This is a genomic window from Clostridium sp. CF012 (genome assembly GCF_018861755.1).
Taxonomy (GTDB): domain Bacteria; phylum Bacillota; class Clostridia; order Clostridiales; family Clostridiaceae; genus Clostridium_AD.
On record NZ_JAHLEF010000030.1, the window covers coordinates 26,009 to 41,129 of the forward strand.

Below are 15,121 nucleotides of genomic sequence, written 5' to 3' on the forward strand. Positions count from 1 at the left end.
TTCATTAAACAGCATAGTAAAATAGTCTAATAAAGTTATTTAGTTACTACTGGTAAATAAAGTCCGAGTACATACAATACATTTATTAATACTCCTACAAAAATTGCTCCCACAGGACCAACTGCCATATCTACAATAGGCTTTTTAGATACTTTATTAAGAGTGTAAATTCCAATAACTATAAATAATCCCAGTCCTGGGGCCATGGCATTAGCAGCCATCATACCACCTATCAAAAGAGCAACCTCAAGTATTTTACTCATTGCGGTTCTTATGTTATCCCCACAATTTTTCATTCCTGGGAATTTGTCTAGGAATTTTGCAATATAGTCAAGGAGAAGAACTTCTAAAGTAATTACTATTGCACCAACTATGAATGCTAGAATAGGATTACTAATAAGAAGTCCTACAACAAATACAAAGGTCATTCCAGCAGGTCCATATACACCTGTGGCAATTGCTGTTGTTGCAACTAGTGGAACAAATCCAATTCCTCTTGCTAATGCTGTGAGTGCTGCTTCAACATTTTTACCCTTAGATAAAAGATTCAAGGATATAGGGTCTCCTGCTATTATAAGCATACTTGTACCCGCTGCGATTAACCCACCCATAACTGCAAGATATGGTACATTCTTTTTTATTTTCTTAACTCTATCGCTAAATAATGATACAAGATCTACGCTTTGTGCGTTTGGATCTGCCTTTTCTCTAACTGCATATATTATCATTATTATCATACCAACAAGTAGTGCCATCCCTTCAGGATTAAGAGCAACTTTTGCAGTTCCGATTTGAAATTTTCCGTAATATTGCACAATCTGTCTTACAAGGAATGATAAAGTTAAAGTTATTGCACCGTTTTTAACTCCATATTGATAAGCTACCACTAAAGCTGGGAAAGTTGCAAATGCAGCAATTATTGGAACACTAACCATACCGAGTTCTGGTAGGAAATTTACTGGCAGCATTTCAAATACATCAACTACGAATTTTAAACCTACAACTATTCCTACACCATAGATAGCACCTATTACTCCAGAAATCACCATTCCTTTTTTGCCATCTGGTGACCAGGTACCAATAATATCAGTACCAAGTAATATACTATGAATAAGTATAATGTTTGCCGCAACAGATACTGGAATACCAAATCCTATAACAAGTCCAAAACCTAATGCAAAACTTGTTGCAGCCAAAGCCTTTTTACTCATTCTACCTTCAAGGTATTCTGGCACTATAGGTCTTAATCCATCATTAAAAACTGCAACACCCTTGTTTGCAAGAATTGAGGCAAATGCCCCAATTAGGGCTATAATAATAAACTTCATGATAAGTCCCCCCTATTTTAAAATTTTATTCATGATAACAGGTATAACCTGCTCTGCATGCTGTGGTGTAAAACCAAATGCTTTTTTTCCATTTTCAATTTCTTTTATTATTTCGCTTTCGCTTCTTATGTTTCCGGGCATTGAAACTGTTGCACAAAGTGACATTCCAAGTAATGCTATTGCCATAGCTAGTGCACCGCCACCCCCTGTATTGCAAGCACCAAAGTAATAGTCCGCTTGATTTGCTTTAATTGCCATAGCAGCTTGAATATCTGTTTTAATTTCTACAGAAACCTTGTCTCCTCCTAATTTTTTAATGATTTCTGCTACCCTATCCTTGTCCATCTGTCCGCCTACAACTATTCTCATCAAATTAATTACCCCCTAATTTTTCAATATTTTCTTTTTCAAATAATGCACATAAGTGCATTATTAAAAAACTTTTTTCACTTTCTGGGATATCCATATTCATTTCACTTTTAATACTACGTAAAGCTTTTTCGGAAGTTTGAAAATATTGATTTTGCTTTACCTCTTCATAAATTTCTTCATCAATTTTTTCAACTGGGCAATTATTTTTCACCCTTTGAAGTGCAATAGAAAGGTGTGTTATAAGCATTGCACCGTTTTCCTCTTTAAGATCTATACTCCATCTATCACGAAAAATAGAAATTACTTTTATAACATTCCTATATACATCTTCATCAATCTGCCCTGCATCCTTTAATATACCAAGTCTAATATCTAATTCCACATTTAACATCTCCTCTTCTTCATTACAATATACAATATACTGTATATTGGTCGTAAAATAATTTCCTGTACCGTAAATCAATAGTTAGGTATTACTTCCCCTAAAACTACTTTTTTCTGATACATTAAAATTTCTTCCTTAATTAGAAACCTTTTAATGAAATTTTTCAATTCATTTTTGTTACCATTCATTACAAGGACTGCTTCTGTATCTATATTGTTTAGATGATTTTTCTCCAATGGATAGTATTTTATATTTATTTTTCTATCAAGTATTTCATCTATATTCCATACAGCTGCATCTATTTCACCACTTATGACCTTTGACATAATTTGATTGTATGCTAAATCTATAAGCTCTACATTTTTTCCTTCACACTGCATTAAAGTAAGAATTTTGTGGTCAGTAGATGTTTTGTCTATACCAACTTTCATGCCCTCCTCAATGCTTTTCTTCAGTGAATTATTGAATATAAGTACATGCTCACTTACATATGTAAGCAGTCCAAATTCAATTACTATGCTGATGTCCATGCCCTCCTCTATACTCTGCTGAGCAGCTAATTTTGAAACTATAGCAAAATCATACCTATCATTCTTAAGTGCATCTATTCTGGTTTTTGCCCCTCTCATATATGCAAGATTAAAGGGTATGTTGCTTTTATACATAGTTTTATAAAGACCAGTAGCGAGACCTTCATAAAGTTTTGAATAAGGTAGTGGCATAACACCAACTATAGAGTTTCTATCCGTGAAATCCAAAAGTCTCTTATGATCTATACCTGTAATAAAAGTGCCAAGATGCCCTCTTGCTTCAAGTATTATGACTTTATTATCCTGCAAAAGTTTTATAGCGCTCTGCACTGTACCTCTTGCTGTGTCATATTTTTCGGAATAATTTGCCACTGTATCAATTCTATCCCCGACTTCCATTCCAATAAACTGTTGGGCTAATTTCATTACTATTAATCCGCTCTTTTGCATTAAACTCATCTTTACGTTCATATTTCCACCCTCATGATTTACTATTTTACTATTGAATTATACACTCCATTGTTTTGTTTATTTGTAAGTATTATTATCTCAAGATTATTTTTAGGATGAATATTCATTAGTCATATACACCCATATTATTTATATTAGGATTATATTTGAAATATGATCTTTTTATATTAAACCAATGTGTTCTAAAAATCTATGTGTATTAGGCTGTTTTCAATATACAAAATTTTGTACATTGGTGTTAAAAAGTAACCCTTTTCATAAATTTATAGTAGCACATACCTTTTTTATTGTCAACCCATAAGGACTAATATTATATAGTATATTAATTCCACCCGATATATTGGTGGCAATATTTTTTACATAAATTATAGAATAGAAGGAAATATTCAACACAAACTAAGCTATTATTTCCTTAAGTAATTTTGAAAAATATGCCGCATAAGCCTTCTCCTCTTCAAGTATACTAGATCTGTGAACACGTCTCTTGGCTTTTCTTGTTTATCAAAAACTTGATTTTCTATTAAGTTGCTTAAATATTTAGTAATGGAACTCCATTTTCATCAGCTATATGAACTCATTCTTTTGAGAACTCCACTATTTAGTAAAGCCTTCTAATTAATAAGCTGATATAATTGTTATTTGAAGTGATTTAACAAAACGGCACCTCAGTTGTACTTCCCAGCTTATGCAATCTCCCCCGAGATCGCGCCATAATTAGAAGTTTATGCTTACTAATTAAATTAAGATATGAAAATGTCCAAGTATTATACAAAATATAGTACTTAGACATTTTTTCATGGGTATAGTTTCTTTGGTTGCTAAGTTTTTTTCTCTAAACATTTTTCCGGATTAATCTTTATTAAATTCCAATTTTCCTTTTCATCTTTTTTATATTGCGCTATCTCTATATCGGTATCATTAGTCAATTGGAAAAACACAAATTTGTAATCATTACCATCGGTACCCTTGAAATATATATTCTTAACATATCCTTCTTGTTTAGTGGGATATCTTTCCTTTACGAGTGAACACCAACCCCCATATTTAATATCCACTACAGCTTCAGCATTATGATTCCAACCATGATAAGGTGCACATAAAAAATCCTCTCCAAAAAGTTGAACATCAGAAATTTTATACAAAGAATCTTCTTTTGATATTTCTATAAAAGCATAATAATAAGCAAAATTAGAGATGTTGTCTTCTGTACCTTCAATAGTTTCAATCTCAACAAAATATTTGATTTTATTTAGATCATTATTAAACACAGGAACTTTTTTTAGTTTTATTAGATTTATATGAAGTATATTTTCAAAAGATTTAAGGTAATCATTATACTTTAACTTATCTCGATATTTAGAGGATAAAAAATTATATGCCACTGGATAAGGTATTTGTGCATTCCCCAGTGTTCCACATCCCGCTCCCTTTCCTCCTAATGGATTCGCAGCTTCCCTTAAAACGCTGAAATAATTAATTATTGTATCTTCTGGAGTTTTAAGCAAATTATTAGGCAATGTAATTTCTGAGGACTTTTTATCGTAGAAGTTATCAAAAAATTTGTAATCTGAAAACCTATCGTTAATAGAAGGTAGTTTTGATGGTCTAAAATATTTTTCTATGTCTTTCCCTTCACTATCACTAAACTGTGAATAAAACTGTCCTCCCATTGTTATCTTTACAGAATTTCGGTTTTTATGATATGCAATAGAAACAACTAATATTAATAATAAAGATGTTAATAATCCAATAATAATTTCGAAAATTTTATTCTTATTTAACTTTGTAAGCTTCATCTATTCCCTACCTTTTAATATAATTACTTAAAATATTATATTAAATAAAGTATTATAATAGACGTCAATGAATGTAGTCGCGATAATTTAAACCATTTCCACCTAAAGCTCTAGCCACATGATAATCAATAATTTGTTGGGTGACAAACTTATCCTCAGTGGCCATCTTTGTTCCCATTGCCGGGACCTCAACTCTAGCCGATGTTTTAATATTTTTCACATTATAAATTATAATACTTCTTACCATTATTTGAGTTCCTTTTGAATAACATCTATTAATTTCTTACACGGAATAACCCTTATATTTTTAAATTTAACCCCTGGTTTCAAAGAATTCATGGGTATATACGCCTTTTTAAAACCCATTCTATCTACTTCTTTTAGTCTTTGCTCTAATGATGGTACTTTTTTCAATTCACCAGTAAGACCAAGCTCTCCTATAAAAACTGTGTCAGTAGATATTCCATGATTTAATGCGGAGGATGCAATACTCATTACAACAGCAAGATTTACTGACGTTTCAGTTAACTTAAGACCACCTGTTGCTTTTATAATAACATTTTTATCATAAAGTCCTACTCCTCCCCTTTCCTCAAGTATTGAGATAAGAGTCCCTAGTTGTTCCTTCCTTGCAAAACACTCACTTAGTCTACTTGGATAAGGAGTAAAAGATTTAGATACAAGGCTCTCTACCTCTACAACAATTGGTCTTGTTCCATCCTTTATGACGGCCAAAGCACTCCCTGGAACTAGTTCTTCCCTTTTGGTCATAAAAAACTCCGACGGGTCAGATATTTCTTCCATCCCTATTTCTGTCATGCGAAATAGTCCACTCTCAGAAGTATCCCCATATCTATTCTTTTTGCTAATTAAATGTTTCAGTTCTTCTCCATCTTCTCCCTCTATGTACAATACGGTATCCACTAAATGCTCTAATATCCGTGGCCCCGCCATCTCATCAGCCTTTGTCATTTGGCCTACGAGAAATACAGCTCTTGGTCTATCCGGATTCTTTGCTTTATCCTTTAAAGCTGTGGCACATTCAATTACTTGAGTAGGAGATCCCGCTCTCGAACCTGAATATTCTTCTAAAGTAAATGTTTGAATGCTGTCAAGTATTATTAAGTCTGCATCAACTGTTTCTATATGTTGTAATATTTCATCTAATTTAGTATCAGAAACTACCCAGAAATTATCAGCTATTTCTTTTACCGTACGGTCAGCTCTATTTTTAATTTGACTATTGCTTTCCTCTCCAGATGCATATAAAATTTTATATCCTTTTAAAGACAGAGCATTTGCCAGTTGCAGTAAAAGGGTTGACTTGCCCATCCCAGGAGGTGCTGAAATTATGCTTATACTATCTCTAACTATTCCGCCACCCATAACTCTATCAAATTCTGATACTCCTGTAACTATCCTGTCACTGTTAGATTGTACAATCGCTCTTAGTTTTGTTGGGCTAGTTGTTATTAGCATTCCACTTGAGTTAGATTTAGCAGAGCTTGCCTTAACTATTTTTTCTTCATATGTATTCCAGGCACCACAATCGTTACATTTCCCCATCCATTTTGGTGATTGTAACCCACAGTCTTTACAAATATAAACTTTTTTATCTTTAGCCAATTAAATACATCTCCTTACTATCGTCATCATCAATTAAATCATTCATTTTCTTGTAATATATTTGTTAAGATATATTATTTTCTTCACTAATTTAGATCAATAAGACAAGTATTCCTTCGTTTTGGTGTTGGTCTAGAAGTAATAAAATGATTTGTTACTACAATTATAGCAACAAATCATTTTTACAGTCAACACACAAGCACCAGATATTGTCCGCATCACTACCAATATCTGAAAGATGCTTGTCACAGTTTTAAATTAACCTAATTAATATGTCAACTTCATCTGAATATTTTATCATTCCTATTACTAGTAATATAGCAGTCGCATCTAAAGTAGTAAGTAGTTCTCTAGGATCTTTTACATCTTTTCTTCTCTTATCCGGTAGTCTACTTGAAAAGGCTGGAAACATATCATGACTTTCATAAACTTCATTTATATTTGCAAATGCTATTAATGGTTCGAAACCATTTTAAATTGCATTATCTAGCTCTTTAGTTTTATATTTGAATTCATACTTACCATTCTTTGATCATGGGATTAATTATCATACCCATCTATAATATCTTTTATTTTAGTATTACTTAAATTATCTCTTATCTTCTCTACTATGGAAATCGTTCCATCATAATAATTATTTTTAATATGCTCAAATAACTCAAAATGCGCTATTCTATTAGACTTCGACCATCTTATCATAGATTTTGACTTACTGAAAATTAATGATTCAAAGAATCTTCATCAACCTCCCAATAATCAACTAAATAATATGTATTATAAAATATAAATATTAATTTAGAGATGTTTTATATATAAATTTATTAATTATAAAATTTATTGAGAAGGATGATATTATGACAAAAATCCAATATGTTACAGGTAAGAAGAAACATATTAAAACTACAGCTATAATAGGTTTTCTAATCACTACTGTAATTACTCCAGTTGAAGTAATTGCTACAAGATAAGTTGGATCAATATTCAAAATACCACTAAGAGCAAATGCTATACAAAAGGAGGCGAATATTGTAGGAAATATTTGGCCACCAACCCATCGGAAATTAATGGATATTTTAGTAGCTAATATCTTTAAAAAAGCAATAAGCAATAAGTAAGCATTTCCCAATTCCCCTGAATTATTAATAGTTTCTCTTAAAGCATGTTCACCAGAAAACAGTGTAAGAGGAAAATACGCACCTAAAAGTGCTAAAATAAATCCACCGATTATCGCAGCTATAAATGGATTTGAACTTAATTTAGTTTTTTTACAAATACATTCTATTAAATGGCCGATATAGTTAAAAGATAGACCTATTATTATTGAAAGAATTAAAATAGGTATAAAAAACAACAAATCTTTATTAGAAATATGATTTTGGGCTAATTTAAAATTAAAACTTTCTTTATGTATTAAATTATTTAAAATTTTCATGATAAAATAAGTAGATAAGGCTGTACAGCTATATGTAAAATAATTTAATAGTTTTTTGGAAATAAGCTGTACTTTATAAATTGAATTTTTATCATAAGAAAATGAGGTAAAAAGAGGTACTTGAAAAATAGCAGTAAGTACAGCACTAGTAGAGGTTTCTATAAATTCTTCTTTTAATTCAGGATTTGAATTTTTAATTTTCTTGCTTAAAAAAGTTGAAAACATAGCTGTCATTCCAAAAAGGCCAGCTTCCGGACCTATACTGCCTCCAAAAATTAGTGGTAAAAAAGCACATGCAATATATTTGGGTAGAGGTTTATAGTCAATGGTTTTTGTAATCTTGTATTCGTGAAGTATTTCTTCCATTTCTTTTGGATAAGGCCCTAAAAACTTTTGGCAAAGACCTATTATTAATCCTCCTAGTGTGCATAAAATTATAGTAATGGTAAAACTACTTACTTTAATAATATGAGGTAGCTCATGCCACAAAAAATTACTTGATAGATTTATAAGAAATATAAATGACCAACAAAAGGCACCAACAACTGTACCCATAATAAAACCGAAAAATACAATATTTTTTACAATAGATTTAATATTAGACACCACCTTTGTGAAACATTACATTAACTATGATAGTATAATTTATTTTAAATATCAACATAATTGTATAACTATCATTACAAATCAACAGCTATCAGTAATGTAATTCCATATAAATTAACAACACTTATATCCATACCATTCACAAATAAATGAGCTATATAGGTATGCCTTAAATCATGAAATTTAAAAGATATTTATACCCATAAAGACCTTTACCCATTCAAGGATGTTCACTAGGAATTTGCTTGTGCAGAAATATTTAAAAGTAATTCAAGACGGGATTAGCGAAACTTGCCCAAATCTATCGAAGGCGTAAATAGAAAATTTTTAAAATTAAGTATAAAAAGTTTGCGGGTTTAATGAAACAAGGCCCCTCAGGATATGTGGGGCCTTATAATTTCTGTACCTATTGTAATCACTTTATAAAATAAATTCAGTGTTTTAATTATAAATAACTCCTGCTATTTCTTTTAATCAGTCACGAATTTTTTCCAAACTCTCATTATCTTATTTTTATATTAAGGTAAAATAAGCACCCAAGATATTTGCGATGTAGGAACGACAGGGCTTGCTATCCCCTGGTGTTCGGTGAGACCCCATAGGAAATCTGTTACCTAATTTTTTACCAAGGTTGCATAGCTCCACCTTCTTCTGCTGGTCTGCAGTTCTTTGCATATAATGCGAGACAGCCTTTTTGTTCTTTAAGAGGTGGGCATACCCAAACTTCTCTTCTCTTTTCCAATTCTTTTTCCGATACTTCTAATATTATTTCTCCTTTGATTGTATCTACAACAATAACATCACCATTTTCTACAAGTGCAATGTTACCACCATCGTATGCCTCTGGTGATACGTGTCCTACGATTGCTCCGTAGTTAAATCCTGAGAATCTGGCGTCTGTTACAAGTCCTACGCTCTTATGCAATCCATAGCCTACCAAAGCATCTGTCGTAAGCATCACTTCCTTCATACCTGGAGAACCTTTACATCCTTCATAACGGATAACGATTACATCGCCTGGTACAATTTCACCTTTTTCGATTGCTTCCAAGGATTCAAAGTCATTGCCGAATACTTTTGCTTTTCCTTTGAAGTATTTCATTTCTTTTGGCACACCTGTTGGTCTTACGATAGCACCATTTGGAGAAAGATTACCGCGCAACACTTTAAGTCCTGGTTCGTTGTATAATGGATTGTCAAGACTTCTGATAATATCTGTACTTTCTACTTTTACGTTTGCTAAAACATCTTTCCACGTCTTTCCTGTGATAGTTGGAACATCTGAATAAAGTTTGCTTTCAATCATCTTCATAACAGCTGGAACCCCGCCTGCATAGTGGAAATCTACTACTGTATATGGACCGCTTGGAATGACACCTGTAATACATGGAATTTCTTTCGCGTATTTTTCAAAGTCTTCCATTGTGATTTTGATACCAAGTTCATATGCAATACTTAAAATATGTAATACTGCATTTGTTGACCCTGCAACTGCCATATCAAACATAATTGCATTTAACAATGTTTCTTTTGTAATTAAGTCAGATGGTCTGCGGCCAGATTTTACTAACTCCACCATATAAGCTCCTGCTTCTCTAGCTTTACGAATCTTTAAGTTATCAGATGCTGGAATTGTACTTGTTCCTGGTAGAACCAAATTTAAAACTTCCCCAAGCATTTGCATTGTATTAGCTGTTCCCATAGATGGACAAGCACCAAAAGATGGGCATACATGTTCCTCCATATCCGCTAATTTTTCTTCACTTTCACCGCCGAGCACCGCAACATCTAGATCTGCTTCTACTACTTTTTTACCACAGTAATTACCTGGCTGCATAGAACCACCAGTGATAACCATTGATGGAATATCCAGTCTAGCTGCTGCTAAATACGTACCTGCGATAATATTGTCACAAGATGCAATCATTGCCAAGCCGTCAAAATGATGTACTTTTGTAACAAATTCAATGGACATTGCTACGATATCACGTCCAACTTGTTCATATTTTAATTCTTCTGATCCATTTGCTACGTTACCACATGTTGCAGGGATTCCGAATTCTATAGGGATCCCGCCTGCAGCCCAAATCCCTTGTTTTACTGCTTCTGCAATTTGGCGAAGATGCGCACTACCTGGAGAACCTTCCATGAATGAGTTTGGTACTCCAATGTGGGGTTTTTGTTTTATGTCGCTGTCTGTATATCCAGATGCTTTTAACATAACACGACGATGTGCTGCTTTGGGTCCATTCCAATATCCTCTATTATTTTCCATTTTTTCTTCCTCCTTATATGCCCTTAAAAGTTCGGTTCAATAATCATATCTTCTGATTTTATTTGTTCTACCACTTCTTTTTTGCTAGTCTTCCTATGTAATTTCTTCAACAGATACAGATATCATTAATCTTTTTTCTCCCTCCTTTAGAAGAATCACAGAACCTATCGCAGCCCGTGTCTATGAGTAATGCCCTCTCTTTGCCCACCGCAAGATAGCAGTTGACGGCACCGTTCTCATCTATTCGGTAGGTGTTAGGTGCTATCTGTTCCACCGTGTGTAAACCTGGTTTTATATTATCCATCTTATATTTCCTCGCTTAATTTTCCCTATTTGCCATAAATCCATAGTTCATATCAATTTTAACCTTTTTATTAATCCATTTTAAGAATTGAATAATCTCAAGTAACCCAAATCTCCTAATGCTGGATAAGGTACTACTGCGTTTTATTTTTTCATTAATCCACGAAGTCCCTTTAGAATATGTCCATTCATTATATCTATGAGTCCCTCAATAATTTTAACTGATAATGCACCTTGTGACATCATACCCAACTGACGAAGTGGCATATCTACCAGCATTGCATCTATCATCTTCACGATATCATCCTCTGAATTAGGTTGTCCACTTGAAAATATTTTCTTTACAGACTTTTCTATTTGCTTATTCATCATACGTCCAATCCAGTGAACTCTTATATCTCCCAGGGTAGAATTGATGGTAAAAGGTCTTAGTTTGCGCTCTTCTGGTACTTTTCTTCCTAAAACTACCTCAAATTCTGACTTTGGAACATCATAAGTTTCTTGTTGTAAAAGATTATAATATGCTGGTGCTGATGTACGATAATCAGGTATTTCTCCCTCTTGTTTACTTTCAATGGCAACAATATCATTTAATCGTATATCTCTTGACGATGCACCAATTTCAATCTTGTAATCACCGCTTTCCACAAACCAGTCTTTCACATTAACATTATAGTAAGCAAATGCACGCCTTTCCAATGTAAATTCAACCGTTTTACTTTCATTCATCTGCAATTCCACTTTTGCAAAATCTCTAAGTTCACGCACAGATTTATAAACAGTACTTTCTGGTGCTGAAACATACAACTGAACTATTTCCTTTCCAGCACACTTTCCGGTATTGGTAACCACTAACTCTACTTGAAGTGTATCTCTGTCTCCAATGTTTTTTGCACTAAGCTTTAATCCCGAATAGGTAAATGTTGTATAGGAAAGTCCGTGTCCAAATGGAAACATAACCTGTTTTTGTGCTTTATCAAAGTAACGATACCCCACATAGATACTTTCTCGGTATTCAATATTGCCTCCTGTGCCAAAATGAGCAATACTAGAAGTTTCAGTAAGTGTTAACGGATAGGTTTCTGCTAGTTTACCACATGGAGAATAATCCCCAAAAATCAAATCATATGTGGCGTAACCGCTGTTTTGTCCTGAAAGATTCATCAAAAGTATTGAATCAACTTTATCACGCCATGGAATATCTACAACTCCTCCTGAACTTATAATTGCTACTATCTTTTTTCCTGTAGAAACAAGGTCTTCTATCAATCTTGTCTGTGCTTTCGGCATATTTAAATGAGATCTATCAAAGCCCTCACTTTCATAGCTATCTGGTAATCCAACAAATGCAAATATTACATCCGCTTCCTTTGCTACTCTAACTGCTTGTCTAATTAAATCTTCATTTGGTTCATCACTTGCAGCTGAATAACCTTGTGCATAAGAATAGCTTATATTTTCTGCATCAAAGGCATCAGTTACGGAAGTAATCTTTGTTGGAACTATCTTTGAGCTTCCTGCCCCTTGATAACGAGGAACTTTAGCAAATTCTCCAATTAAAGCAATCTTCTTATTTTTATCTACTGGCAGTACATTTCCAAGCTTCAACAATACTGCACTTTCACGTGCAATGCGTCGTGCCAATTCATTGTGTGCTTCTGCATCATAAGGTGTTGCCTGTGTTTTCTCTGCCTGTAGTGCGATAGCCGTCATTCTTACAGCACAAATATCAACAAGTTTTTCATCTAATTTCCCTGCTAGAACCATATCAACAATCAATCTGTCCGTAGCTCCATCAAAAGCCGGCATCTCCAAATCCAGTCCTGCCTGGATACCTTCTATCCTGTCATTCATTGCTCCCCAGTCCGTCATTATGGCTCCCTCAAATTCCCATTCACCACGGGGAATGTCTGTCATAAAGCGTTTGTGTCCGGAAGCATAAATATCATTGATCTTATTATACGAACACATCAATGTCCAAGGTTCTGCTTTCTTTATCGCTATTTCAAATCCAGTAAGATATATTTCTCTCAATGCCCGCTCATCAATTACCGAATTTGAGATAAGACGCGCTTTTTCCTGATTATTCGCAAGATAATGCTTCAGGCTGGTACCTATGTTTTTACTCTGTATTCCACCAATGAGTGCCGCAGCCATTTCTCCAGTCAGAAGTGGATCTTCTGAAAAGTATTCGAAATTACGGCCACAAAGTGGACTACGCTTTATATTTGCTGCTGGTCCCAGAATCACAGCAACCTCTTCTTGTACACATTCCTCTCCAAGTGCAATACCCATTTCATACACTAAATCACGATCAAAGCTACAGGCTGTTGCTACAGCCGTAGGGAAACAAGTAGCTAATACCGAATTATTAATACCCAAGTGATCGGAATCTCCTCCCTGTTTACGTAAACCATGTGGCCCATCCGTTACCATCATTGATTTTATTCCAAGACGTTCTATTCCTTTTGTATGCCAGAAATCCTTTCCAGAACAAAGACTAGCTTTTTCCTCAAGAGACATCATCTTTACAAGTTCCTTTGCTCTTGGTAAAACAGTTTTTAACGTATGATTAACTTTTTCCATGTTCAAACTCCTTTCTGTGCTCTTTTGAGCCATAACAATTCCATATTTAGCTCCTTTCTATCTCTCTTTTTTTAAAAACCTCTCTTTTTTTACCGCTTCTGATTACCTTTTAATTTTGATACTATAAAATTTCTTTCATATAAGAAGCAATTTCTTTCATACAATCTTCAGCCTGTGGTATTACTCCGATTTGATCCGCAAACCCATGCCCCAATCCGCGATATACAATTGTCTTTATTTTTCCACCAGCTTTTGCAAATGTTCTTGCATAAGCAAAGTCTTCAAATACTAAGAAATCATGTTCTCCGAAAATCAATAAAACAGGAGGTAAATTATGCATATCATCCAATAATGGAGATGCATATATATGTTCCGGATTTATGTTCCCTTGCAAATAGACCTCCTCCAGCATACTGATGTCGCCGCCGCCCTCCAACAAACTGTTCATCATAGACAACGTAGCATCCAAAACCTTCCCATGCCTTTTGTTGCGCTGATATTTGCTTAAATCCACACCTTGATAAAACTCCGTTTTTTTCCCCGAAATGTTGACCGCAGGATAAATTAGGACCTGAAGTTTTACCATTCCGGTTTTTTCTTCCCTGTCACGCAAGGTAACTGCTGCTGCCAAATTTCCACCCGCACTGTCTCCAGATACTGCTATTTTGTTTTTATCAGCACCAAATTTTTCTGCGTTATCATATGCCCACTTTGTTGCAAAGAAACAATCATCAAAGGGCTGTGGATAGTGGTTTTCTGGGCATAGACGGTAATCAACATTAAAGGCTACACAATCAATATTTTGTACCAGAACTTTGCACATCTGTTCTACAACATCGGCAGAACCGCCAAAAAATCCACCACCGTGAAAGTAAACAAACATGGGTAAATTTGTGCCGGCGTTCGTTCTTTTATACACTCGAACTGGTACTTGATAACCATCTGCGCTGCTTACATTAAAGTATTGTGTGGTAACACCCTCTTCAACCAGCTGAATTCCCTTATACTCATTAAACATCTTTCGCATAGGCTTTATTCTTTTCAAAGCACTTTGATTCTTTTTGGGCTTTGGCATAAACTTTATCAACATAGCAACTTTCCTCATTGATTTATAAAGCCGTGGATCCATATCTCCCGGTTCTCCACCTTCTGGAATAGGCTTGACCAATACTTTAATACCATTTACTACTTCCTCTTTTTCATTTTGTTTTATTGCTTCTAAAAGTACCTCATGATATTTTCTTTTCATATAGTCCGTTCCTCCTTTTTTGCTCTGCTATCCGTTTTGGGTTAAGCATTATTACAGCGATATATTTTTTTGATTAATTACATTTTATATGGTAAAATTATACTTGTATTTCAAATTTGTTTTATAAATTATATAAAAAGCACGAATCTGAGAAAGTGGGTA

Annotated in this window: 14 protein-coding genes; all 14 read right to left on the reverse strand. The window is 33.9% G+C overall.

Annotated elements, in window-relative coordinates:
* Nucleotides 1-35: 35 nt before the first annotated feature.
* The 14 genes from KPL50_RS20095 to KPL50_RS20160 all read right to left on the reverse strand — a co-directional run bounded on the left by KPL50_RS20095 (nucleotide 36) and on the right by KPL50_RS20160 (nucleotide 14,959).
* Entirely contained in the window at nucleotides 36-1,328 is a 1,293-nt protein-coding gene (locus KPL50_RS20095; protein ID WP_216300330.1) for a YhfT family protein, read from the reverse strand.
* A gap of 12 nt (nucleotides 1,329-1,340) precedes the next feature.
* Nucleotides 1,341-1,697, reverse strand: coding sequence for a DUF2620 domain-containing protein (locus KPL50_RS20100; protein ID WP_290443264.1), 357 nt, complete (start codon nucleotides 1,695-1,697; stop codon nucleotides 1,341-1,343).
* A gap of 4 nt (nucleotides 1,698-1,701) precedes the next feature.
* On the reverse strand, nucleotides 1,702-2,082 hold the full coding sequence (locus KPL50_RS27575) for a PRD domain-containing protein (protein ID WP_216300332.1): 381 nt from the start codon (nucleotides 2,080-2,082) through the stop codon (nucleotides 1,702-1,704).
* 77 nt (nucleotides 2,083-2,159) lie between these two features.
* Nucleotides 2,160-3,086, reverse strand: coding sequence for a GntR family transcriptional regulator YhfZ (gene yhfZ, locus KPL50_RS20110; protein ID WP_216300333.1), 927 nt, complete (start codon nucleotides 3,084-3,086; stop codon nucleotides 2,160-2,162).
* A gap of 818 nt (nucleotides 3,087-3,904) precedes the next feature.
* Complete coding sequence (locus KPL50_RS20115; RefSeq protein WP_216300334.1) at nucleotides 3,905-4,882, reverse strand: hypothetical protein; 978 nt, start codon at nucleotides 4,880-4,882, stop codon at nucleotides 3,905-3,907.
* 64 nt (nucleotides 4,883-4,946) lie between these two features.
* A complete protein-coding gene (locus KPL50_RS20120) occupies nucleotides 4,947-5,129 on the reverse strand; it encodes a hypothetical protein (RefSeq protein ID WP_216300335.1) in 183 nt (60 codons plus the stop codon).
* Entirely contained in the window at nucleotides 5,129-6,508 is a 1,380-nt protein-coding gene (gene radA, locus KPL50_RS20125) for a DNA repair protein RadA (protein WP_216300336.1), read from the reverse strand. Before radA ends, KPL50_RS20120 begins: the two co-directional genes overlap by 1 nt.
* A 253-nt stretch (nucleotides 6,509-6,761) precedes the next feature.
* Nucleotides 6,762-6,920 (reverse strand): hypothetical protein, encoded by a 159-nt coding sequence (locus KPL50_RS20130; protein WP_216300337.1) that lies wholly within the window; start codon nucleotides 6,918-6,920, stop codon nucleotides 6,762-6,764.
* Nucleotides 6,921-7,048: 128 nt separating this feature from the next.
* On the reverse strand, nucleotides 7,049-7,207 hold the full coding sequence (locus KPL50_RS20135; RefSeq protein WP_216300338.1) for a hypothetical protein: 159 nt from the start codon (nucleotides 7,205-7,207) through the stop codon (nucleotides 7,049-7,051).
* A 91-nt stretch (nucleotides 7,208-7,298) separates the two neighbouring features.
* Nucleotides 7,299-8,495, reverse strand: coding sequence for a chloride channel protein (locus KPL50_RS20140; protein ID WP_216300339.1), 1,197 nt, complete (start codon nucleotides 8,493-8,495; stop codon nucleotides 7,299-7,301).
* 673 nt (nucleotides 8,496-9,168) lie between these two features.
* Nucleotides 9,169-10,821, reverse strand: coding sequence for a dihydroxy-acid dehydratase (gene ilvD, locus KPL50_RS20145; RefSeq protein ID WP_216300340.1), 1,653 nt, complete (start codon nucleotides 10,819-10,821; stop codon nucleotides 9,169-9,171).
* A gap of 106 nt (nucleotides 10,822-10,927) precedes the next feature.
* Nucleotides 10,928-11,125: a hypothetical protein gene (locus KPL50_RS20150; protein ID WP_216300341.1), complete on the reverse strand. Its 198-nt coding sequence runs from the start codon at nucleotides 11,123-11,125 to the stop codon at nucleotides 10,928-10,930.
* A gap of 143 nt (nucleotides 11,126-11,268) precedes the next feature.
* Nucleotides 11,269-13,743 carry a glycoside hydrolase family 3 C-terminal domain-containing protein gene (locus tag KPL50_RS20155; RefSeq protein ID WP_253200724.1) on the reverse strand — a complete coding sequence of 825 codons (2,475 nt, stop codon included), beginning with the start codon at nucleotides 13,741-13,743 and terminating at the stop codon, nucleotides 11,269-11,271.
* 88 nt (nucleotides 13,744-13,831) lie between these two features.
* Nucleotides 13,832-14,959, reverse strand: a complete 1,128-nt coding sequence (locus tag KPL50_RS20160; RefSeq protein ID WP_216300342.1) for an alpha/beta hydrolase — start codon at nucleotides 14,957-14,959, stop codon at nucleotides 13,832-13,834.
* Between the last annotated feature and the right edge of the window lie 162 nt (nucleotides 14,960-15,121).